Source organism: Microbacterium terregens, from assembly GCF_039534975.1.
In the GTDB taxonomy this organism is placed as follows: Bacteria; Actinomycetota; Actinomycetes; order Actinomycetales; family Microbacteriaceae; genus Microbacterium; species Microbacterium terregens.
Genome location: NZ_BAAAWH010000001.1, coordinates 2780597 through 2805095, shown reverse-complemented (window position 1 = coordinate 2805095; position 24499 = coordinate 2780597). Strand labels below are relative to the sequence as shown.

10 protein-coding genes are annotated in these 24499 nt (G+C 65.1%); 7 read left to right on the top strand and 3 right to left on the bottom strand.

Features of this window, described 5'->3' with window-relative positions; all coding sequences use genetic code 11:
• Positions 1 to 86: 86 nt before the first annotated feature.
• The 6 genes from ABD655_RS12980 (at position 87) to ABD655_RS12955 (ending at position 17370) form a co-directional block, all read left to right on the top strand.
• Positions 87 to 4121, top strand: coding sequence for a protein kinase domain-containing protein (locus tag ABD655_RS12980; protein WP_344714535.1), 4035 nt, complete (start codon positions 87 to 89; stop codon positions 4119 to 4121).
• Entirely contained in the window at positions 4118 to 7714 is a 3597-nt protein-coding gene (gene pglX, locus ABD655_RS12975) for a BREX-2 system adenine-specific DNA-methyltransferase PglX (protein ID WP_344714533.1), read from the top strand. Before ABD655_RS12980 ends, pglX begins: the two co-directional genes overlap by 4 nt.
• Before the next feature lie 248 nt (positions 7715 to 7962).
• Positions 7963 to 11328: a BREX-2 system ATPase PglY family protein gene (locus tag ABD655_RS12970; RefSeq protein WP_344714531.1), complete on the top strand. Its 3366-nt coding sequence runs from the start codon at positions 7963 to 7965 to the stop codon at positions 11326 to 11328.
• A 3-nt stretch (positions 11329 to 11331) separates the two neighbouring features.
• Positions 11332 to 13989, top strand: coding sequence for a BREX-2 system phosphatase PglZ (pglZ, locus tag ABD655_RS12965; protein ID WP_344714529.1), 2658 nt, complete (start codon positions 11332 to 11334; stop codon positions 13987 to 13989).
• Positions 13986 to 15296: a BREX system ATP-binding protein BrxD gene (gene brxD, locus ABD655_RS12960; RefSeq protein ID WP_344714527.1), complete on the top strand. Its 1311-nt coding sequence runs from the start codon at positions 13986 to 13988 to the stop codon at positions 15294 to 15296. The genes pglZ and brxD overlap by 4 nt, the downstream gene beginning before the upstream one ends.
• Complete coding sequence (locus ABD655_RS12955) at positions 15289 to 17370, top strand: DEAD/DEAH box helicase (protein WP_344714526.1); 2082 nt, start codon at positions 15289 to 15291, stop codon at positions 17368 to 17370. Before brxD ends, ABD655_RS12955 begins: the two co-directional genes overlap by 8 nt.
• 90 nt (positions 17371 to 17460) lie before the next feature.
• On the opposite strand, the gene ABD655_RS12950 is transcribed toward ABD655_RS12955, so the two are convergent.
• Positions 17461 to 18582, bottom strand: a complete 1122-nt coding sequence (locus ABD655_RS12950) for a GTPase family protein (protein WP_344714524.1) — start codon at positions 18580 to 18582, stop codon at positions 17461 to 17463.
• Between the two features lie 794 nt (positions 18583 to 19376).
• Between ABD655_RS12950 and ABD655_RS12945 the strand changes: the two genes are divergently transcribed.
• Positions 19377 to 22025, top strand: coding sequence for an AAA family ATPase (locus tag ABD655_RS12945; protein WP_378721156.1), 2649 nt, complete (start codon positions 19377 to 19379; stop codon positions 22023 to 22025).
• Between the two features lie 318 nt (positions 22026 to 22343).
• On the opposite strand, the gene ABD655_RS12940 is transcribed toward ABD655_RS12945, so the two are convergent.
• Both ABD655_RS12940 and ABD655_RS12935 read right to left on the bottom strand, forming a co-directional pair.
• Positions 22344 to 23138, bottom strand: coding sequence for a DUF2510 domain-containing protein (locus tag ABD655_RS12940; RefSeq protein WP_344714521.1), 795 nt, complete (start codon positions 23136 to 23138; stop codon positions 22344 to 22346).
• Between the two features lie 291 nt (positions 23139 to 23429).
• On the bottom strand, positions 23430 to 24338 hold the full coding sequence (locus tag ABD655_RS12935; protein WP_344714519.1) for a hypothetical protein: 909 nt from the start codon (positions 24336 to 24338) through the stop codon (positions 23430 to 23432).
• Between the last annotated feature and the right edge of the window lie 161 nt (positions 24339 to 24499).

Genomic DNA, 24499 nt, shown 5'->3' with positions numbered 1-24499 from the left:
ACTGCCTTGCTGCGGCTGCTCAGCAAAGACGCGGGTCGGCGACGAGTGAGGCGTGGATGAGGACAGACTCCCCACTGTGGCGCGTGATGGGCGATGCCGCGCAGGCGCAGGAGGCCGAAGCGCTCGCCAAGGTTCGCGAACTACTCCCCGACGACGGGATCGCCCGTGCCTGGGCGAACGTCACCTTCACCGACCACGATGGTCGGCTCCACGAGGTTGATGTTCTCCTTCTCACGCGTGCAGGTCTATACATCGTCGAACTCAAGGGCTGGCACGGGGACATCACCGGAAACCAGCGGGACTGGTTTCACGCGGGCAGGCGTCACCCGAATCCGCGCAAGCTCGCGAACGATAAGGCGAAACGACTGGCGAGCGTTCTCAAGGATCTCGCCGATCGGGCCGGCGCGCCGCCGTACACGGTCCCGTTCGTCAACGAAGCCGTTGTATTGCACGGGCGTGACTCGAAAGTCAGGCTCGACCAGTTCGGTGCCGAGCATGTGTGGGCCCTTGACAGTTTCCGCGTGAGAGGGCTCGCCGCCGACGCTCAGTTCTCCCAGCTCCTGGCCCAGACTGCATCACACCCGATCGATGGAACGCAGGCGAAGGCGATTGATGCGCTCATGGATGCCGCGGGCCTGATGCCCCGAGCGAAGCAGCGCATGATCGGCCAGTACGCGCTCGATTCCGGTGAGCCGCTCGGCGATGGACCGGGATGGCAGGACTATCTCGTCACGCACCCGGTGGCAGGAACCAAGCGTCGCATCCGCCTGTTCCCCTACCCGAAGGGGGCGGACCGCGAGACGCGTGCTGCGGTCGATCTGCGCGCGCGACGTGAGTTCAGACTCACGGATGGCATCGACCATCCGGGCATCATCGGTCCCCGCGAACTGTTGACCCCCGAAGAGGGGGCCGCGCTCGTCTTCGCGCATGACGCTGACGAACTCAGTCTCGACGAGTACCTCACCCGCCACGCCGACGACCTGACGTTCGACGCGCGTGAGCGCATCGTTCAAGAGCTTGCCGAGCTCGTGCGGTTCGCGCACGGCCAGCGACTCACCCATCGTGCACTGTCTCCGGTCAGCGTACGGGTGAAGGATGCTTCCGACGGAACTGTCGCCGTGCGCATTCGTGACTGGGATCTCGCGCGACGCCCAGACTCCGAAACCACGCCCGCAACGGTCGTCTCGCGGGGCATCACCGATCTCGTGGGCGTGGTCGATTCGGCCGCCCTCCTCTACCTCGCACCCGAGACTCTGCGAAACGCCACCCCAGCGTCGGCGCAGACGCTCGATGTCTATGGCGTGGGCGCTGTCGCTTTCACCGTCCTGACTGGCCGCCCGCCAGCAATGAACCTTCCGGCGCTGGAGTCCCTGGTGGCATCGGGTGCCTCAGGTCTTGACCCACGCGCGGTCATGCCGGAGATCTCGGATCGGCTCGCCGCGGTCGTCGCCCAAGCGGCGGCTTTCGACGAAATACACCGCACGCTCGACATCGCCGAGTTCCAGTCGGGGTTCGAGGACGCTCGTCGAGAGACACGCGAGGATGAGCCGGTCGCTGCGCTATCAGACCCGCTCGATGCATCGGTGGGCGAGATCATCGGCGGACGCTTCGAGATCGCGCGTCGCCGCGGTGCGGGTTCGACCGGCGTGGCGCTCGAAGTGCTCGACTACGAGACCGGGCGCGAGGGCGACATCCTCAAACTCGCCAAGGATGACGCGGCGGCCGCGCGATTGCAGACTGAGGCGTCGGTGCTCGACCGACTCGACCACCCCCGCATCGTCAAACGGTTGGACGGCCCGCTTCCTGTCGGCAACCGGCAAGGGCTACTGCTGACGGATGCTGGTGTCGAGACGCTCGCCGATCGCATCCGTCTCGAGGGTCGCGCGACGATCGAGCAGCTGGAGCGCTACGGGGCCGACCTGTTCGAGATGGTGGCGCACCTCGAAGGCCGGGGAGTGTTCCACCGCGACATCAAGCCCTCGAACCTCGCAGTGAAACCTGATCCAGGCAACCGCAAACCCCGCCTCACGCTGTTCGACTTCTCCCTCTCTGAGGAGCCGTTGGCGAACACGCGGTCGGGATCGCGGCCCTACCTCGACCCGTATCTCGGCGCTGGCACTCGGCGCCAGTACGACTCAGCTGCCGAGCGGTTCGCAATCGCCGCGACACTCTTTGAGCTCGCGTCGGGTGACCAGGTCTGGTGGCAATCGGGGGATGCGCCAGAAAGCGCAGTGGATGCCCCGATTGTTCAGGCGAGCATGTTCGACAAGGGTGTCACCGACGGACTGGTGGCCTTCTTCCAGACTGCGCTCTTTCCGGAAGCGAAGGACCGGCATCCGTCGCTCGACGCGATGCGCGCGGCGTGGGAAACCGCGCTCGTGGGCGCGATCCTCGACGACGATGCAGCCGAGGCGAACGATGCTCGGGCCGGGGCCGCGTCTCTTGACACCACACTCGCCGAGGCAGGACTCAGCGCCCGTGCTTTGTCGGTTGTAGCACGCGTCAACGCGACGACCGTGGGTGAGCTTCTCGGCGTACCCCCGATGGTCATCAATCAGATCCGTGGCAGTGGCGAACAGGTGCGTCGCGAGATCAGCTCCCGCATCAGGGAGTGGCGAGAGCGGCTCGCCCATACGACCACTGAAGTTCCGCCGGTCGCCGGTCGCGCTGCCGTAGAGACGTTCCTGAACGCGATTTCGGCCAAGCCGGGCGAGTCGCCGGAAGATCGATTCAAGAGGTTGCGCAAGGGCGGAACACTCAGGACCGCAGCGGATGATGTGGCCCGGTGGCTCCGCGACCTCGAGGGGATCGCGACGGTCGACGAACTCGCCGCGAAACTGCTGCGCGAATATGGATCGACGATCGACGAGGAGATGAAGCGTACGAAGGTCGCAACGGCTGTTGTGCAGGCGATCCTCGAGCTGGATGCCCGTTACCGTGAGCCTAAGTTCGTTTTCCAGCGTGCGGCCGACCGCACGCGCATCGTCGTTGCGTACGCGCCCGACGACGGTTCCGGTCTGAGTTTCGACGATGCGGAGGCACACCTTGAGTCGCTCCTGCACCGCGCCGCGACTGTCGATTCGCTACTCGCGACAGATGACGTGGTGACGGCGTCGCGGCTCCGGGAGGAGGTGCGGGGGGATGCGAGCCAGCCACTGCGGTTGAGTGATGCACGCGTTGCACAACTCGCCATCGGGCTGTCGAATGGCGGACGGATGTCGTCGATGGGTGAGGCGTATCGTTCGACGCTTTCGCCTGAGCGAGCAATTGCGTTTGCACTTCGCTCGGCCGCGACACGCGAACTCGCCATCGTGACGATCGAGCAGCGGGTGCGCGCGCGCTTCCCCGCGGTTGACAGCATCCCTTCCCGCCCGGCACTCGACAGTGCGGTACGGGCAGCGATGCCGTACCTGGAGTGGCGCGCCGACCTTGGCAAGTACGCGATGCGCACGGCTGAAGCGGCATCCGGTACCGCGACCGGGTCGTCGACGACGTGGGGACGCGCGGCCGGGGACCCCGCCGTCGCGGCACGGTTGCAAGCGTCAGTCCGCGATCGTAGCGCGCTGGTACTGGTTGTCTCTCGGCGTCGCCCGGTGTCGGTGGCGACGGCGATGCTCTCGTACGGATACGACCTGCGCGTGGTTGATCTGGCGGATGTCGCTCTCGACGCTCTGCGCAAGGCCGCCAGTGAACGGAACATCCAGTGGCAGACGGTGCTTAATGCCGACGCTCAGGATGCCGGCGCCAAAGACCGCCGTAACCTGCACCAGCTTGCGCGCATTGCGATTACCCCGGTGTGGGACGAACTGATGGCGCTTTCGCAGCCGACCGTCTTCGTCAACACCGCAGTGTTGGCACGCTTGGGACTGGCAGATCTGATCAACACCGTGATGGATATGTCGACTCAGCGCGCGGCGGCGCGCTGGTTCGTGCTCCCTCGCCCGCTGTCGGGTGGCACGCCCGACCTCGATGGCGTGCCCATGCCCTACGGTGCCGATGGTTGGCTGGAACTCGCTCCCGATGCTGTCGCCGTAGCAACCTCCGCGGCGGCACCCGAATCTCCGTCGATCGCACTGCACGATACGGCCCCCGCGCTCACCCGAAAGGCCGATACCTCGTGATCGATTCAGCCGCACTTCTTGCCGACCTCAAGCGTGAACTCAAAGCGCTCGAGGCTGACCTGCGCGTGCGCGCCGAAGACGGCTACTCCGTTTGGGGCGCACGGCTACGCGACGAGTATCAGCGGGCTCAGGCCAAGGAGCGCACCGGACTCGCGTGGATCGACTGGCGCAACGGCGAGGTCGCCCAAGCCGGTGTGGCATGGATCATCGCGACCGTCTTCATCCGGTTCAGCGAGGACAACAGGCTGCTCCTCGGCGCAACCAAGGATGGTCGGGCCGTTGCGCAGCCGTGGATCGCGGCACCCGGCGATGGGCTGGAACGAGCGGTCGAGAACGAAGCAGCCTTCTACGCCGCAGCGCCGACGATGACGTCACGCGATTGGCTGCAGCGGGCATTCGCCACCCTCGCCGACTTGCCCGCGGGCGCCCCGTTGGTCGACCGGGCGCACTCGGCGGTGTGGCACTCCGAGATCTCGGCGACCGCGTCGGACGGTCTGCTGACGTTCTTCCGGCGGACGACGCCCGAGGGCACGCTCATCCATGACTTCAGCGACCCCGATCTCGACACGCGCTTTCTGGGCGACCTGTACCAAGACCTCTCCGATCACGCGAAGAAGACCTATGCGCTGTTGCAGACGCCCGTGTTCGTCGAGCAGTTCATCCTTGACCTGACACTCACTCCAGCGATCAAGGAGTTCGGGCTCACGGGCCTCAAAGTGATCGACCCTGCATGCGGTTCGGGACACTTCCTGCTCGGCGCGTTCAATCGGCTCATGGCCAAGTGGAGCACGACCGCGCCAGGGCTCGACAAGGGCGATCGCGCCCAACGCGCGCTCGATTCGATCTATGGTGTCGACATCAACCCGTTCGCGATCGCGATCGCACGCTTCCGTCTCACCGTCGCGGCGATCAAGGCCGCCGGGATACCCACACTCGCTGCAGCGCCGGCGTTCCGATACCACCTGGCCATCGGTGACTCACTGCTTGGCGGGTACAGCCCAAAAGCGAAGCTCGATATGGGGGACGGCGAATATTTCGCCTACCAGGCAGAGGACCTGCAGGAGCACGCGAACATTCTGGCGCCCGGGCAGTACCACGTGGTGGTCGCGAACCCGCCGTACATAACAGTGAAGGACCGCGCCCTTAATCGACGGTACCGGGAGTTCTATTCGACGTGCTCTGGCACCTATGCACTGTCGGTACCTTTCATGGAACTCCTCTTCCGGCTCGCGCGGAGGGCAGAAGGTGGTGGCGCCGGTTACGTCGGCCAGATCACCTCCAACTCTTTCATGAAGCGAGAGTTTGGCAAGAAGCTGATCCAAAACTTCCTGTCGGGGCAGTACACAGGTATCTCGCCGGACTACGTTGAGTTGAGCCACATCATCGATACGTCAGGCGCGCACGTCCCTGGCCATGGGACGCCGACGGCGATTCTCGTCGGCCGTCCGCGAAAGCCACAAAGCGATGTCATTCGAGCTGTTCTTGGGGTAAGAGGCGAGCCAGAAAAGCCCAGTGATCCCGCAAATGGTCTCGTGTGGCGGGACATCGTCGATCATCTTGAGTTACCCGGATACGGTGGCAGGTTCGTGTCGGTTGCAGATGTCAGAAGGGAGGATTTCGCGTCATTCCCGTGGTCCCTGTCGGGAGGCGGGGCCGCGGAGCTGAAGGTGGCGATTGAAGGAGCTTCGACAACCGTTCTTCGCAACCATCTACCAATGCCGATTGGCTTCGCAAGCTTCCCCGGAAACGATGAGCCGTTTTTTCTCGACCGAGCTTGGTTCTTGCGGCATGTCGACTCCCGCCATGTCGGAAAGGACCTTGTGCTCGGAGAGTATGTCCGTGATTGGACAGTTCAAGGAGGCGTCGTCGCACTTGCCCCGCGTCAAGCAGACTCGTCACCGGTGCCACTCGATGCTTCCACTGCGTGGGCGCGGCATCTGTGGTCATACCGGATGTCGCTTCGCTCGACCCGTGGTTTTGATGGTGAGGTTGTGGCGAACGCCGATGGCGCATGGTGGGCGTGGTATCGCTGGGTTCCGGCGCGGTACGCAACGCCACTGTCGATCACGTTCGCCTTTGTCGCTACGCACAATCACTTCGTGCTCGACCGGGGCGGGAAGGTGTTCAAGCAGTCGGCGCCGGTGATCAAGCTGCCGGAGGGCGCTACCGAGGACGACCACTACGACCTGCTCGGCGTTCTCAACTCATCCACCGCCTGCTTCTGGCTCAAACAAGTGAGCCACGACAAGGGGAATGGCGGAATCGGCGGCGGAATCGCCGACCAGGAGTGGGAGCGCTTCTATGAATTCACTTCGACAAAGCTGCAGGAATTCCCTCTTCCAGCGCAAAACACGACTGGTGATCTCGCGCGCCAGATCGACGAGTTGGCTCGCGTGCGCGGCACGGTCGCCCCAGCTGCAGTCGTTGGCGCGGCGGGCCGTTTAGATCTTCAACGTTCGAAGTGCGAATGGCTCCGACTGGGCCGCGAGATGGTCGCGCTACAAGAAGAGGTCGATTGGCGAACATACGTAGCCTATGGGCTCGCTGATCCTGCGCTCGCACCAGAAGTATCCGAGCTCGTCCCCATCGACCCGAATGAGCGGGTTATGGATGTGGGACTAGCTCGAGGCGCCGTACCGGGCTGGGAGAACACGGCCTGGTTCGAGCGGCATCGCCGGGCAGCGAACGCCGCCGGTCCGCCCGCGCAGTGGCCAAAGTGGTACTTCGAGCTCTGGATGGATCGATACTTGGCGATTCAAGAGGACCCCTCTCTCCGGCTCCTGGAGCGCCCCGAGTACAAGCGTCGGTGGGCTGGAGCCACGTGGGAAGAGTTGCTTGCCGACGCGGTCAAAACCGCGCTCCTGGACCAGCTGGAGGCGACCGATGTTTGGAGCGATGGCTCCGGACGCCCGCTCATCCGCTCCGCGGCGCAGGTCGCGGATGATCTGCGTCACGACGAGCGATTCCGTGAGCTGCTCACACTTCACACGGGGTCGCAGGACTTCGACTTGACGATCGAGGTCGGCAAACTCCTCGTGGGCGAGGCGGTACCGGCGTTCGCGCCGCTGCGGTACAAACCGGCCGGTATCGAGAAGTTCCGTGCGTGGCAGCACACCTGGGAGCTGCAGCGTGCAGAGGATCGGGGCGAGAAGGTGGATATTCCTGTGCCGCCCAAGTACGGGCAGGCGGACTTCTTGAGGCCGAGCTACTGGTCGGCGCGGGGCAAGCTGGACGTTCCCAAAGAGCGGTTCCTTTCGTTCCCTGGGTCGCGACTCGCTGACGACACTACCGAGCTGTATGGCTGGGCCCGTTGGGACCACGCGGAACGAGGGCAGGCGATCGCACGACTCGCCAACGACCTGTCTCGCGCCGCCGCGCCGGACGATCAGGTTATGCCGCTCGTCGGAGCGCTGCTCGAACTTCAGCCGTGGCTCGACCAGTGGCACAGTGATATCGACGCACGATCAGGTGTGAGCCCGGCATCCGCCATCTCCGGCGCCACCACCGCGCTGCTCGGTCGCCTGGGCATTGGTGCCGACACTGTTCTCGCGTGGCGACCCGCACCCGCAACCCGTGGAAGGAAGAAGGCATGACCTTCACGCTCAACTCTCCGCTGCGCGAGCTTATCGATCTGCCAAAACGGGTCGAAGCGGCGGACTTCGTCATCAAGCTCGACGAGAGCGTTGCTCGACACGAGCAGACCATCCGCGACTACGTCGTCACCGACGCGATCGCCGAGGCGGTCGGCGAAGGACTAGACCTCGTCGCCGGCTCGCTCAGCAGGCAGTCATCGCGCGGTGCGTTCCTGGATGGATCGTTCGGTTCCGGTAAGTCGCACTACATGGCGGTGCTGCACCTGTTGCTCTCGGGTGACATCGGGGCACGGCAGATCCCGGGCCTTGAAGCGGTCGTTGCGGCGCGGCAAGAGACACTCGAACGTCGTCTGCTCGTGCTGGACTACAACCTTCTTGGAGCGAAGTCCTTCGAAGACGCGCTGTTTGGTGGCTATCTCACCACGATCGCAGTGAAGCATCCCGACGCTCCGCCTCCCGTTTTGCATGTGAGCGACGGGCTGCTCGCTGACGCGCGCACCCTGCGCGAGCGCATGGGAGACGAGTCATTCTTCGATGGGCTCGGCGGAGGGGACTCTGCGTGGGGTGACTTGGGCTCGGCGTGGGACCCGCAGACCTTTGATGCGGCCGCGAGCTCTGAGCCGGGGAATGCCGATCGGGAACGTCTTGTCGGTGACCTCGTGTCGGCGTACTACTCCTCGTCCGTCCGCGCCGGTGAGTGGTTGCCCATGGCCGACGGTCTTCGCGCGCTGACAGCGCACGCGAAGAGCCTTGGTTACCAGGGGCTCGTCCTCCTTATCGACGAGATCGTGCTCTGGCTCGGCCAACACCTCGCCGACCAGGCATGGGTGCAGAACGAGATCGAAAAGGTTGTCCAGCTCGCCGAAAACGCGGCCGCCAACCTCCCGATTCCGATCACGTCGTTTCTTGCGCGCCAGCGTGATCTGCGCGACTTCCTCGGGACGCACGTCGCGGGCGCGCAACGAGTCGCCCAGGGCCAACTGTTCGCGTACTGGGAAGACCGATTCGATAAGATCCGCTTGCACGCCGCCGACCTTCCCAAGATCGTCAAGCAGAGACTCCTTCGCCCCATCGATGCGGAGGCGAAACTCACCCTTGCGACGGCGCTCGCCGAGGTCAAGCGCGACTACGCGGCGTGGGGGTATCTACTCTCCGACGAGGCGAATTCCGACGAGAAAGCATTCGCTGACGTTTACCCGTTCAGCCCCGCTCTCGTCGACACGATGGTGGCGCTGTCGACTCTCATGCAGCGCGAGCGCACCGCCCTCAAGCTCATGGCCGAACTGCTCAGCGATGGCCGAGACAGCTTGCTGGTCCGCGACGTCATTCCGGTTGGCGATCTATACACACCCATCGTTCTCGGCGGATCGCAGCCGCTCACCGAAGAGATGAAGCGGCACTTCGCCGTCTCGGCCAAGTTCTACCGTGACAAGATGCGGCCGTACCTGCTGCGCAAGCACGGGCTCACCGAAAGCCAGGCCACCGACCTCGACCGCGGGCATCCGTTCGTCACGGAAGATCGCCTCGCGAAGACCGTGCTCATTGCTTCACTCGCCCCAGAGGCGCGGTCGCTCGCGAACCTCACCGCCGCGAAGCTCGCCGCACTCAACTGGGGCACCATCTCGGCCTTCATTCCCGGCGATGAAGCTGGCCAGGTACTCGGCACGGTGCGCCAGTGGGCGACCGAGTTCGGCGAGATCAGCATCGGTGACGGGCATGATCCGATCATCACTGCCACCCTTAGCGGCGTCGACTATGACTCGATCCTGGAGCGCGTGAGTACCGAAGACAATCTGCAGACCAGGCGTGAGCTCGTGCGTCGACTCATCACCGACGAGCTGGGCCTGCCCGCGGCATCCGTCAGTCTTGTCGGGTTGCAGCTCGGTCACGTGTGGCGCGGCCACAAGCGCTCGGTGACGGTGAAGTTCGGCAATGTGCGCGACGACACCGAAGTGCTCGACAGCGACTTGATCCACAGCGATGACCAGTGGCGCGTCGTCGTCGACTTCCCGTACGACAGCGGCACCTACTCGCCGGCGTACGACGTCGTCCGTTTGCAGAAGCTGCGCGAGCAGGGGAGGTCAGCGAACACGATCGCCTGGATTCCCAACTTCCTCTCCGAGGTTCGCCAGGAAGACCTCGGCAAGCTCGTTCTGCTGGACTACTTGCTCACTGGCAGCCGCTTCGATGCGAACTCCGACCACCTGCCGCTTGCCGACAGAGGGCCGGCCAGGCAGACGTTGGAGTCACGGCAGCGCACGCTTCGGGAGGGACTGACGACGGCGCTGCGGCAGGCGTACGGTGTCAACGCACCGGATGATGTCAACGTCGGCACCGATCTCGCTGGGAACCAGATATTCTCTCCGCTCATCGATGGACTCATCATCGCCCCGCCGCCAACCGGTACGCTTCTTGCGGGTCTGCGGCACGCGCTCGATACGGCCTGGAAGCATGAGTTTCCGAATCACCCCGATCTCGGAGCCGAAGAAGTTTCACCCCGCCGTCTCGTGGACGCTTTCGACCTCGTCACGGCAACGATCGAAGCGGGCGGACGGCGTCAAGGGCTCGGCTCGACAGAGCAAAAGCTCGCGCGTGAGATCGTGGTGCCGTTGCGTCTCGGAGCGCTCAACGAGAACGTCGTCGTCGTCGATGCTGCGCACTTCGGATGGACCGCGGACTTCGCGCGCTGGGAGGGAGAGCTCGGCGCGGGGATCACCGTCGGTGGGCTGCGGTCCAAGCTCAGCGCCTGGGGTATGACCGCGATGATGGAGAATGCAGTTCTGCTCACATGGGCGTCGCTCGGCAACTGGGAGTTCGTCGGCGTGGATCAACCGAGCCTGCAGTCGCTGCCGGACGGCGCCGCCGCGCGAAAAGCCAACCTTCCGACGAGCGAGGACTGGGAAGTTGCGAAGACGCGCGCTGGAGGAGTCTTCGGGGTTGCTCCTGAGACGAACCTGACGCCGCGGGCCGTCGCAAGATTCGCGGCCGCGGTGCGCTCGAATGCAGCGGCGAGTGCAGTGGCGGATCTGGTCGCGCAGCTAGATGGGCATGCTGCAGTGCTTGGCGTCGAGGCAACGGCTGAAGCTGGACGGCTGGCGACGGCGCGGCGAGTGGACGGTCTCGTGATGGCGGTGACGAAAGCTCGCTCGGACAAGGACCTCATCGAGACCCTCGCAACGTTCGATTTGCCGATGGAGCTAAGCGCATTCGGCCGCACATTCGGTTCTGCTGACCGGTTGGCGCGCGAACTCAGCGGACTCGATTGGGGCATCATCTCCGCTGCGCAGTCCCGAGCAGACGCGTCCTTCGAAGCAGCGCTGGCCGAACTGCGAACGGCTGCGGCGGTGGACGAGTCGGTCGTGCCGCTGGAGCCCAGGTTGAAGGACGTTGCTGCGAGGGCGCGGGCGCTTGTCGTGCAACCGGGACCTGCGCCGGTTGGGCCTGGGCCAGCGACTCCGGCCCCAGTAGCTCCGGCCCCTGAGGAGACCGCATCATCTGGGGTCCGCCACGTCCCGTTGACGGATCTCGATCAAGTTCTCGCCGAGTTGAGGACCGAGATCGGTGACAAGGCGGGCGCTGGCATGAACGTCACGATCAGCTGGAAGATCGACTGAGTCATGGCTGCCCCCACCATCACGGAGACAGCCCTGCGTCAGTACGTCGACGCATGGCTCTCGTCGGCACGCAGACAGGCTCGCATGTTGCTCGTGCGAGGGCAGCCGAGGTGGGCGGGTCCGGCCGTCATCGTGGTACGTGACACCCCTGTGCGAGTGGTCGAAGGCGTGTCTGGCATGGCGGCGCTTGATGCGATGCGAGCTGCGCCCGATAACGGAGTCGTCGTGGTGCTGACATCGCTCACTGAACGCGAGCTCGGTTCGGCGGTGGTGCTCGATGCTCATCGTCAGCGGGTGAGTGAACTCGACGAATGGAGCATGGTTCCCGGGTTGTTCGGCGTGCGCGACCAGATCGTCCCGCGGCATGTCCACGATCTTGGTGCATGGGTGCCGGGACTGCTGATGTCGTTGCGACCGGATCGTGGCTTTCCCCCGGCCCCCGGAGCGGTTCTCACTCCAGACCACGTCGTGCGGTCACTTATCGTTGCGATGCTCGGACTCAGCAGGCCCGATGACCTTGACCTGGTCACCTTCCTGACGCCGCTCGACGATCCGGGTGTACGCGCACGGCTCCGGGAGCTCGCTCCAGAAACGCGCGAGTCGCTGATCCGTGCGGCCTCTACCTACATCGGCGCGCACTTCGGTCTCGCCCTGCGCGCGGCGGTGGGCAGTGGCCACATCGCAGTAACTGCCATCGGGCTCGTCGTTGGCGAGCTGTGGGCTTCTGGCTTAGGTGCGCCGGATGGCCCGACGGCGGCTGCGCGCGTGCGGATCGAACCATACATCGGCACCGGAGCGCCAGCAGCTGCCGCACAGCGATTCGGCGACGCGTCGAGACGGATTACCCTGCGCCTGCTCGCCGATGCGCATGGGCGCGAGGTGCTCGAGCAGGCGGAGGCTCTCTGTGCGGAGCTTGACTGGGTGGCGGGCGCCGAGGCATCCGACTTTCTGCCTGCGGGCCTGCGCGTGCGCGTTGCGTCACTGGCGGCAGCGATCGAAGTCTCAGCGGCCTCGCCCGGCACGGATGGTGCGGCAGAGGTCGAGCGCGCCTTCGCCACCGTTGAACGGCACCATGCCGCATCGACCATCGCGCAGTCGCTCCCGATCGCGGCGATGGCGGTACGGCTCGTGCGGTGGCTGAGCGAACCGCGCACGGCGCCCGCGAACTTCTCTGCGGCCGTTGAGGCGTATGCGGCGGACGGTGCGTGGGTCGAGCGCGCGCTGGGTGACATTTGGGATGGTGATCACAACGCTGCGCTCGCTCGGGCATATGGGGCGCTCGCTCACACCGTGCAGCTGGTGCGCCGTGAGCAGGACCGCATTGCCGCCGGCCTCCTTACGGGCGCGGCAAGTGCCGACGGTCCTGTGCCGGGGGTTGAGAACCTGTTGGCGCAGGTTGTCGTGCCTCTCACCGCGCAGCACAATGTGCTGCTCGTTGTGCTCGACGGGATGAGCTTCGCCACTGCGACCGAGCTGGCACCCGAATTGCCCGGCCGTGGCTGGTCAGAGATTGTTCGGTCGACGAACCCGTGGCGCGGGGCCGCCGTCGCCGCACTGCCGACGATCACCGAGTATTCACGCACCTCGCTGTTTGCGGGGGAGCTGCGTGGCGGCAACCAACAGACCGAGAAATCCCGCTTCGCGGCGGTGGCCCACGGAATCGTGTTCCACAAGGACGACTTGAGATCTGACGCGGGTCATGCGCTGCCGCCGACCGTCACTGATGCCATCGCCGACCCTGGACGCAAGCTCGTTGGCGTCGTGCTCAACACCATCGACGACGCGCTCGCGACCGCCGAGGTTGATTCTCTGCGCTGGCACATCGATCAGATCGCCAACCTGTCGGCGCTGCTCGCGGCCGCGCGCGACGCTGGGCGCATCGTGATCTTGACCTCCGACCACGGACACATGGTTGAGCGAGGCAGTGAGCTGCGCAGTGCTCCCGGAGCAGTCGCGCGATTCAGGGACCCGGCTACGGGGGCAGTGCAGGGCGATGAGGTGCTCGTGAGCGGCCCGCGCGTGCTCGTGCCGGGTGGCGTGAGCGTGCTCGCGGTGTCAGACGGCGTGCGATTCGCGGCCAAGAAGGCTGGCTATCACGGTGGCGCGGCGATGGCCGAGATCGCCATTCCGATCGTCGTGATCAAGCCGAACGGTGTCGAGAACCCTGTCTGCTGGGTAGACGCACCGCCGCAGGAGCCGGTGTGGTGGAACGAGCCTGTGCGGGCGGAGTCCGTGGTGTCTGTCGCACCGGCGAAGTCTCGCGCCCGCAAGCAGGCTCCAGCGGGGCCAGCGCTCTTTGACGAACTGCCCGCCACTCCAGCTGTACCGGCTGCGAGTCTCGCTGTCGCTCTCGACGAGCGGCTTGTGAGTAGCGAAACCTACCTGGACAGGCAACGCCATGGCGGTCGGCATCCGATCGAGGACCAGACCGTGCGAGCGATAGTGTCGTCGCTTCTGGCAGGAGGCGGCCGCGCCCACCGTGACACGATCGCTGTCGCGGCGGGTGTGGCGGCGACGTCTCTTCCGGGGTTGCTAGCGTCCTTGCGTCGACTGCTGAACGTAGATGGATACCCCGTCATCGAACTCGACGCTGATCAAGTCACCGTCACGCTCGATGAGTCGCTGCTTCGTGAGCAGTTCGGACTGGGGAGCCAGCGATGACGACCGTGAGCCCCCGTCGCCGACGCGAGATCATCGATGCGCTGCGACGTGGAACGGTGCCCCAACGCGGGCTGGACATTATGGCGGTTGGGCTCGATCGATTCCAGGATGCGCTCGGCGATGAGTTGGACGGCGTCGCCGAGGGCGGCGCAGTGTTCAAGGCCGTCCGGGGTGAGTACGGCGCGGGGAAGACGTTCTTCGCGCGTTGGCTCATCGAGTCCGCGAAGCAGCGGGGTTTCGCGACCGCAGAGGTGCAGATCTCGGAGACCGAGACTCCGCTTCATCGTCTGGAGACCATCTATCGGCGCGTCACCGAAAACCTCGCCACGGAATCCACTGCACCCAGCGCCTTCCGCGAAGTGATCGACGAGTGGCTGCGCGTGCTGGAGGAGGACGCCGTCGCCGCCGGCGCGAGCGCCGTCGACCGAGCCTCGCTCGCGGAGCATGCGCAGCAGCTGTTGGAACAGCGGCTCGCCGTCGTCTCCCGTACGGCCCCGGCGTTCGCAGCGGCGCTGCGCGGCTATCACGCGGCCACTGTCCGCGGTGAAATTGAGACCGCAGATGGTCTCATTGCCTGGCTGGGCGGACAGCCCCATGTCGCTGCGGCGATCCGGCGTGGAGCGGGGATCCGCGGAGACCTCGACCACTTCGGGGCGTTCGGCTTCATGCAGGGGTTGCTCGCAGTGCTCCGCGATACGGACTACCGCGGCCTCGTGCTGGTGCTGGACGAGGTGGAGACGCTGCAGCGGGTGCGCAGCGACGTGCGCGAGAAGGCGCTGAACGCTCTGCGTCAGCTGCTCGATGAGGTGGATGCCGGCCGCTTTCCCGGGCTTTACGTGCTCATCACGGGAACGCCCGCATTCTTCGACGGGACCCAGGGCGTGCAGCGACTTCCCCCGCTCGCGGCTCGCATCGGTGTGGACTTCAGCGGGGATCCGCGCTGGGATAACCCTCGCGCCCCGCAGGTGAGGCTGCTCGGGTTTCAGCGGGCAAGCCTGCAGGAACTCGGCGAGCGCGTTCGTGAGATCTACGCCGGCGGGAGCCCGGCAGCGGTCCGAATCGAGGCGCTCGTGACCGATCACTATCTCGCGAATCTCGCCGATACGATCGCGGGACGACTCGGCGGAAAGGTCGGTGTCGCACCGAGAATGTACCTGCGCAAGCTCGTCGACACGCTCGACAAGATCGAGCAGTTCCCGGATTACACGCCCGCTGAGGCATCAGCCGTCATCGTCGCCGACGGTGAACTCAACACGGACGAGCGCGCCGCCGCCGGCGGCCTCGACGCCATCCAGATCGATGTCTGACGTCACCGAGCTCACGGCGGCACTCGAGTACCACGTCGCGAACACGCTCGGCTGGAACGACCTTCGACCGCTGCAGCGTGCCTCCATCGAGCCGGTTCGATCAGGCGCCGACTGTCTGCTCATCGCGCCGACCGCGGGAGGCAAGACAGAGGCTGCTACCTTCCCTGTGTTGTCCCGGATGGTCGATGAGGGCTGGCGGGGGCTCAGCGTCATTTACGTTGCGCCGCTGAAGGCGCTGCTCAACAACCTTTTGCCTCGCCTCGAGCAGTATGCAGCGTGGCTAGGTCGACGGGTCGCCCTCTGGCACGGCGATATCGGTGACGGAGAACGCCGCCGCATCCTGGGTGATCCGCCCGAAATCCTGCTCACCACTCCCGAGTCGCTCGAAGCGATGCTCGTCTCCCGTCGTGTGAACCACCACTTGTTCTTCCAGTCGGTGCGTGTGCTCATTGCCGACGAGGTGCACGCATTGGCGGCATCCGATCGTGGCTGGCATCTCGTCGCGGTACTCGAGCGTCTCCAGCGATTGAGCGGACAGCGGGTGCAGCGGATCGGGCTGTCGGCGACGCTCGGCAATCCGGAGGAGGTCCTGCATTGGCTGCAGGGCTCGAACTCCGCAGCGGGTGTTCCTACGCGGGTCGTGATCGGCGAAGCATCGCTCGCGCAGGCGCCCGAAGTGACGCTCGACTTTGTCGGTTCGGTCGACAACGCGGCGACGGTGCTATCGCAGATGTTCCTGGGCGAGAAGCGGCTCGTGTTCTGCGAGTCGCGCGCGCAGGCGGAAGAGCTCGCGTTTGCGCTGCGAACCAATGGGGTCGAGACATACGTGTCACACTCCTCCCTGTCCGTCGACGAACGGCGGCGCAGCGAACGCGCATTCGCTGAGGGTCGCAACTGCGTGATCGTCGCGACATCGACGCTCGAACTCGGTATCGACATCGGCGATCTGGATCGGATGATCCAGCTCGACTCGCCTCGATCGGTGTCTTCCTTCCTGCAACGGCTGGGGCGCACCGGGCGCCGCGCTGGGACGGTGCGGAACGCACTTTTCCTTACGGCCGACAACGACACGCTGCTGCGCGCTGCAGGGTTGCTCCATCTGTGGGGGAGCGGATTTGTCGAGCCCGTTGTGCCGCCGCCATCGCCCCGGCACATTGCCGCGCAGCAGCTGCTGGCGCTCGCACTTCAGGAAGGGCGGTTCGCGCGGGCGGCGTGGGCTGAGTGGTGGGCGGGATCACACGTGATGGACAGCGCGCCCGAGGTGCTGGAGTACCTCGTCGAGGAAGAGTTCCTCGCAGTCGACGGACCATGGCTCTTCATCGGGCCCCGCGCCGAGCGCGAGTTCGGTCGGCGGCACTTCATGGAGCTACTGTCAACGTTCATCGCTGATCTTGAGATGAAGGTGCTCGAGGGTCGGCGTGAGATTGGGTCGATCGCGCCGCTTTCGCTGACAGCTCCCGTCATCGAGGGGCGCAAGCCGCTATTGCTCGCCGGCCGTTCCTGGGTTGTCGAGTCGATCGACTGGGACCGACACGTGGTCGTCGTCCGGGAGGACCTTACCAAGGGTCGGGTTCGGTGGGGCTCTGGGGCTCTACCGGAGGCATTCGAGATGGTCCGGGCGCGGCGGGATGTGCTGCTCGGGGCGGAGCCGCAGGTGAATCTCTCGCAGCGCGCGGTGGCGCGACTCGCCGAGGTGCGGGCGCTTCGACATAATCAGGTCGCCGAGGACGGATCGGTGCTGGCGCGAGGCGAGAAGTCGTCGGTGCTCTGGTCCTTCGGAGGACTGAAGGCGCATGCGACGTTGCTCGCGGCCCTGCCAGATGAGTTCGCCGCGAGCGCTACGGCGGACAACGAGACGATCCGGTTCGGGCCGGCGGTCGGTGACGATGTGCTTGTCGGAGTCGTCGTGGAGGGCACGCTCCCGGAGATCGCACCGCAGGCGGTCGACGGGTTGAAGTTTTCGGCCGCGCTGCCGAACGCGATGGCATTCGCAACTCTTGCGGAGAGATTTGTTGATCGTGAGGGCGCCCGCCGGATTGTTAAGTCGACGATTTCAGGTGGGACATCCGCGTAACCCACGGTGCCGATTTGTGAGATCGAGCTACTTGTCAGCTTGTGCGCGGCGATCACAGACAGCTGATCCTAAGCGCAGAGCCCCGAGGAACTAGGCGGCGCCGCTCTCCTGCGCGAACTTCTTCTTGAACTGTGTAAGAAACAGCTCGCGCACCATACCGTCCTGCAGCAGGCCCCCTACGCCATCAAGCTTGCCTTGAGCGAGCTGCCCGCACACAGCGGTCCAGGCGTACCCGACCGCAACCACGATGGTGCCAGCAACGACGCCTGTGACTACGTCCTGTGCGCCCACCTTCTCCTCGGGGATGAGTGCGATCAGGCCGTCGGTGACGCTTCCACCGGCGGCTGTCACAGCCGTAGCGGCTGCGGCCCACGCCAAGGCCGCGATATCCTCGGGTATGCCGTAGATGGCAGCTACGGCGCCGGTCATCCCTAGAACGATGGTCGGCAGCGCTTTCGGCTCGTCTTTGAGGAAGACGCTCGTCGCGCCAGCTAGCGCGCCCGCCGCCCACACTGCGAGCTGCGCCTGCCGAAACTTCCGCCCCATATCGATCTTTTGCGCTGCGGTGAGCGCGACGCGGACGCCCTCGGGAGCCACGCGAAAGGTGGCATCTAGTAGGTCTTCCAGCCCGTGGGTGGGCTGACGTGTGAAGTCGTCGGCTTGCGCCATGACGGGGAGCGGTCGGCCGCCGACAATCGGCAGTGCACGGGCCGCTATATGCTCTGCAAGCTCGATCGCGTCACCATGAAGCTCGCCGTCTCGGGATGGCACCTGTGTGAGCACGACGATCACCGGCAGTCCGAGTTCGTCGAGCCGGCGGATGAAGTCGGCTTCCGTGTCTTCGAAGCGCTTGTGGTTAGCGCTAACGCAGTACCAGGCGACGTGCACCTGGTCAGTTTCTTGCTTCTTTCGCCGGTCCTTCATGTGCTGACTGAGGTCTTTGATGATCGCGTCGGTGTCCGCACCGATTTCAAGGCCGCGCGTGTCCAGGAGCCCGAGGAATCCGTTGTCGTGCAGATGGAGAACCTCGTCCATGGTTACAGGCTCGCCTATACCGGTCGCAGCGACCTCGCGTCCGAAGATGGCGTTGATAAGCGTGGACTTGCCGACACCAGTCTTGCCGAAGATCGCAAGATTGAACCGGCCGATCTTCTCAGCCTGCTGCTGCCACTTATTGCGGAACTCCTCGTCGTCCCAGCCCTCATTGGCCACGTGTTCTCCCCGCATCGCTCAATTTGCAGACACCCGTTCGTATTGCATCTCACCGTAGGGGAACCGAGGTGGCAAACGCCGCGCGACATACGTCTGGGCGCCGAGAACCACCGGCTAACAACGAGATCCTGCTCGACCTAGGGAAGAAGGTCCGTGGCTGGAATGCGTGCACCATTGAGACCCGGAACGGCGATAGCGACCATCCCGAGAGGAAATGAGGCTTCTCATTGTGTGGATTCCAGGCGAACTCTGCGACGCGGACTACCACTGATCACGGACAGGACACGCGGTGACGGCACCACCAGCCCATCTCGTCGAGACCTGGCACCAGTTGAATGGCGAGGTCGCGGGGACTCGATGCGCGCGTGCTCAAGCGTGTCACTAGGGCGCGCCCCGTGGCATCGGAGGCTTCACGCTACGGCTACATCGGGAACGAAGGGATCGACGACCAATGGATCAGGAAACCTCAATGCTCAAGATCCAGAACGAAGAACGAAGAACGAAGAACGGAGAACGGAGAACGAAGGTCGAAGACCGAAGACCGAAGACCGAAGACCGAAGACCGAAGACGAAGAGAACAAGAGCAATGCACGCAGGCACCAACGGTGGACGACGCCTTTTGAAACCGCTTTGCTACAGATACCTTCAACGCAGAAAAAGCCCTGGATAACCGCCAAAACCTAGCCTACTGTGGCGCCATGCGCGGAGGTCTGGAGCGATGGAAGAGGGGTGTCGAATCCCGCGGGGTTGGGCACGCGATCTCGTACGCTCTCGAGGGCACGTGCGACGCCCACATGCCCCACTCGATGGGCGCCGAGGCGCTCGAGGCGTATGGCGCAGCATCCGATTCAACCGTCTCTCGGTTCATCGTCGAGAACGGCGTCATCACCTCCGACGAACTCACAGCCGGGGGACTTCGTGTTTGGCTCGCCGGGCACGACCCGATCACGGGGCAGGAGCGCGGCCACCAGCGGCTGAGTCCCGACGCCGACCTGCTGCTCGACGGGACCCTCAACCACCCGAAGTCGTACAGTATTGCCGCGCTGCTGCATCCGGCACTCGCTGCCGAGTTCGAAGCGCTCCAGGATCGGTTGCGTGAGCGCATCCTGCTCACATGGCAGACCGAGCTCAACGCGCGGCGTGGGCATGGTGGGCTCGTCCGCGAGGAGGTCACGCGCATTGAGGTCGTCGAGCTGCAGCACCGCCGCTCGCGGGCGCTCGACCCGCACATCCACCGCCACCTCTGGCTGAACATCAAGGTGCTCGGCGCGGACGGCAAGTGGTCGAATCTCGACTCGCGTGTCGCGATGAAGCTGCATACCGTCGTCAACGCCGAGGGGGAGCTCGCCGCCCGCACAGATCCCGGGTGGATCGCCGCGCTTGCGCGCCACGGGTACAGACTCGACGACTCGGGCGAGATCGCCGAACTCGCCGGCGCCGTCCGCCCGCTCTCACGTCGGTCGGCGCAGATCGAGGTCAACCGAGCGCGCCTGATCGCCGAGTGGGCGGCGGCGCACGGGGGATCGGCGCCGAGCGTAGACGTCCTCCATCAGATCGACCGGCGCGCATGGGCGGTTGCGCGACCGAACAAGCCGGCCGACCTCGACGAGACGTCGTGGGAGTCGCGCGTCCGTGACGAGATCGCGGTGATCGATCCGAGCCTCATCACCGCGCGTGCACCGATTGCCATCGCTGCGACAGACCGGCCCGCCCTCGATCTGGATCTGCTCGCAGCTGCGGCGATCGTGGATGCGGACGAACGGTCCACACCGTGTGGCGGGCGATTCAGCAGCTTCGACATCCGCGCCGGCGCAATCCGTGCACTCTCGCGAACGGGCATCGTTGCGGAGCGCAACCAGCTCGACGACGTGATCGTCAAGATCACAACACGCGCCGCGAACGGTGTCTATCGGCTCGTTGCGGAGGTTCCGCCGGCGCACGTGAAGGCCTTCATGGCCACCGAGACAGTGCGCGCGAAGGTGCGCCTCGCCGGACGCCTTGACGCGCTCGCCCGGCCGGGGCGCTCACTCCTGCCAAACGAGTTGCATCGCTTCGCGCCGAACGAAGACATCTCGACACTGGATGCTTCGCAAAGCGTCGCCGCGTGCGCGATCGCTGGGACCGACGGGCTCGTCACGGTCACCGGCCCCGCTGGCACAGGCAAGACGACCATGCTGCGTGCCGCGTTCGCAGCGCTCGGGGCACAACGGCGGCGGATGCTCGTCGTGGCTCCGACCCGGAAAGCGGCGTCGGTGGCGTCTCGCGAAGTCGGGGCTGCGGCATCCAGTATTCATGCACTGCTTGCAGACCACGGCTACCGGTGGGGTGCCGATCAGGCCGGTGCAAAGGTGTGGACACGACTGTGTGTGGGGGAGATCGACCCCAGCACGGGTGTCACATATGGCGGGCCCACGCAGTACGTGCTGCGTTCTCGCGATCGGATCGTGGTCGATGAAGCGGGCATGATCGATCTGCAGACCGCGAACGCCCTCGTCGACCTCGCGATCGAACAGGGGGTAGGGCTCGCGTTCGTCGGTGACCCGCACCAGGCGATGCCGGTCGGGCATGCGGGCGCGATGGGGTCAGCGGTCCGGCACGCGAATGCGTCGGTTGAGCTCGATACGGTGCATCGGTTCCGCGATCCGGAGTACGCGGTGCTTACCTTGCGGCTGCGCGACGCGAGTGATCGCGAGCATGCATTGGCGGTTGCGAGTGAACTGGCGGAAGGCGGCCACGTCGAGCGGGTCGATCATCACGAAGCGGCGCGTGAGCGGATGATCGACGCCTACTTCGAGTGGCACGCGCATGGCAAGCGGGTGACGCTGGTCTCCGGTACCAACGCAGAGGCGGATGCCATCAACGACGCGATCCAGCAGCGGCGAGTCGATCGCGGCGAGCTGGATCCCGGCGTGGTCGCGTGGGGAATGGGGGAGCAGCGCATCCTCGTCGGTGACACAGTCCAGACTCGCCGCAACGACCGGCTCACGGGAGTCGAGAATCGTGCACAGTGGATCGTGCGCGGCATCCGCGGGGAGTTTGTCGATCTTGTGTCGGTTGGCGACAGCGGCGAGTTGCGGCGAGTATCTGCCGAATATGCACGGGAGCACCTGCAGCTCGCCTACGCCTCGACGGTGCATGGCGTGCAGGGGGACACCGCCGATGCCTCCGTGGTCGGGCCGGATGTGGACGCGGCGGGCCTGTACGTCGGCCTCACACGCGGACGGGTGCGCAACATCGCGATCGTGATTGCGCGGACGGACGCCGCCGCCCGCGAGTGTCTCGCCGAGTCGATGCAGCGCGGCACGCCGGAGTTGACGATGCAGGATGCTGTGCGAGCGGCTTACGTGGAGATGCGGCGTGCGGCACGGGCGCGGGACTTGGCGGCCATGGCGACCGGGCCGGTAGTTGGGGCGCCGACTGCGGGGCGTGGGATGGGGATGTAGCGACGCTCGTTTGGCGGCGATCAGCGGGCACGTGCTCGGCCGGTAGCCGCTCGGGCCGGTCATCCGACCGAAAGCGAACCGGTATCGGTCGGACTTGCAGAGGTGGTGATCGCGTATGCTCGCGTGTTGGCGGGACAGGACAAACGGGGTCCGCTCGATGTCGACAGGCCGTCCGTTCGGACTCGGCCCTGGTAGGGCCGCGGAAGCCCCCGTGGGGCAAAATGCACGCGGACTGTGAGGATCTCTCTCGTTCTTCGGTTGGTGATTTGGCACCGGGCGACTAGTCCCTGTCGCTGATCGCGATGGGGCTGAGGGGAGCTATCGCAGCGACAGCAACTGCTCTTCGCCCCATGCATTTGCGCCGTAGAAGTTCGTGTCGATGACGACGAGCGCCCCCGGCTGCCGGCCCGCGGTCATCTGGTAGGCGAAATTCCATTCCGCAGTCTGTCCGGTCACGATCTTCTCGTTGCATGGCTGATTTCCGGGGATGCGAGGAGTCTCGAACGTCTCGGCCATCTGCCCACCGTCGCTGTCGTAACCGCGGATAAACGTGTCATAGTTCCCGCACGTCAGGTCCACAGCGTTCGGGCCCGTGACCGTGTACGTCGTCTTGACCAGGACGAGCTGCGTTCCAGCTGCCGGAGTCAGCGGCGCGCCGTCGGTCGTCTCGATTCGTTCGAGTACCTGGGCGCTATTCACGGTCAGGTGAAAGTTCTGGCTCTCGAGAGTTTGCCCGACAGCGATAAGAGTTGGTGCGGGCGGCGCTTCGGGTGTCGGTCGCGGCGGGGCGGCGGCCGGTGTTGTCCGCTCAACGGATTCTCTGCTCGCCGACGGAGTTGCTGCTGTGAGCGCACCATTGTCACCCGCAAGAAGCGATGCTCCGACAGCGATGCCCGCGCCAACCAGAAGAACTCCGCCCACAGCGATGCTCGCGATCACCAGTCTCCGCCTCGACTTCGGATCGACCGCGTTAAGTGGTTCTCCCGGAATTGAGAATTGGCCGACCGGTGCTGTCTGAGTCGGCTGATTCTCCGTCCACTCGCTCCCGTTCCACCAGCGAATGCCTCCGTTGGGGTCGGGGTTCGGATACCAGCCCGGGGTGCGTTCGCTCATGTTACGAACCGTATCGGTCGCCGAGTGCACTACCGAATCCAGGCCGTTGGATATCGGAGAGGCGCGCGCCGGTTAGCTGTCGCTGGGCGAGACAATCATCGGATTGCGGTTTTGGCGTCGCGGGAGGGGGGCAACCTCCGACGCGCACGATTCCGGGGGTTGTTGCCCGCAGTTGGGGCCGCGAACCGTTCGTCGAGACCCGCTTTCAGCGGTTGGGCGATGTTGCCCGACTGCTCGTGCTACCGCATGATCCCGTGGTTTGCAGGTACAAGCTGGATTGAGCCATTTTGCTCACTCGTGTTCGAGTCCTTCCGGGGGCACTTCTGACGAAAGCGTCGGCGACTCCAGAGCCAGTCTTTGCTCGGCGGCTCGGATCCGCAGTGTTTGGTGCCTCACCGTAGCCAATTCGGCGCTGAGTCGGTCCGGAGTTGTGGTGTCAGCGGTAACCGTCTTCAACTGGACTTCCGCAACCGCGACCGATTGCGCTCGGTAGGCGAGAACCGCGTTCACATTGGGTGCTGCTGAGTTCACGGCAGCAGCGAACTGGCGGACCTGCGACCCGTGGTCCGGGTTACATGTCACGACGGCGGCGAATCCTGGGCCCTCAACCAATAGATAGAGCTCGCGAAGGTCGTGGGCTTTGGTCTTCTTCGCAGTAGCACCGACCAGCGCGCCGACCGGCCCGAAAACCACGGCGCCTGCGGCTACTCGTGTCACGGTTGTCCGGCTACTAGTCGCGAAATTGCCGGCGGTGTCGACTGAAGCCGTCACCCCGTCAATGGGGAAGACGCCCTGTGGCACGGTGACCGTCGTTTCGGTTGCCGAGATTCGGCCTTCACGACCAGCAACTACGCCAATCGAACGGGCGCCGATGGCGTGTGCGTCGGCGAGAGTTCGCTGGGCGGACTTTATGGCGGCTTGATGCTCCTTCTGCCCTCGTGACAACGCCTTCTCAGCGGCTTTCACGCTCTGGTCGTACTCTTTGCGAGCGAGAGTCAGTTCGCGTTGCGCCTCTTTGAACCGCGCTGCCGCCGCGACCGCCGCGTCGTGCGCCGCGCGCTCGGCCGGCGCCAATCCTTCGATTCGTAGACCCTCCGTCCGCCTCTTTGAGATGACGAACACGAGGGTCGCAACGAGCGCGACAACGATGACGATTCCGGCAATCAATACGACAAGCGTGGCAACCTGCTCTGCTTTCACTTCTGGCCCCCTCAATTCCCCACTCCAATGGGGCCAGGTTGGCAGACAAGCCGTTCATCGCATAGGTCCACTTTGCCAGCGCGGTTATAAAAGGGGAGTCACGGCGCAAGCGGGATAGCTCGGGCCGCTCGCAATCCGTTAGGCGGCCGTCTGTGAGCCGG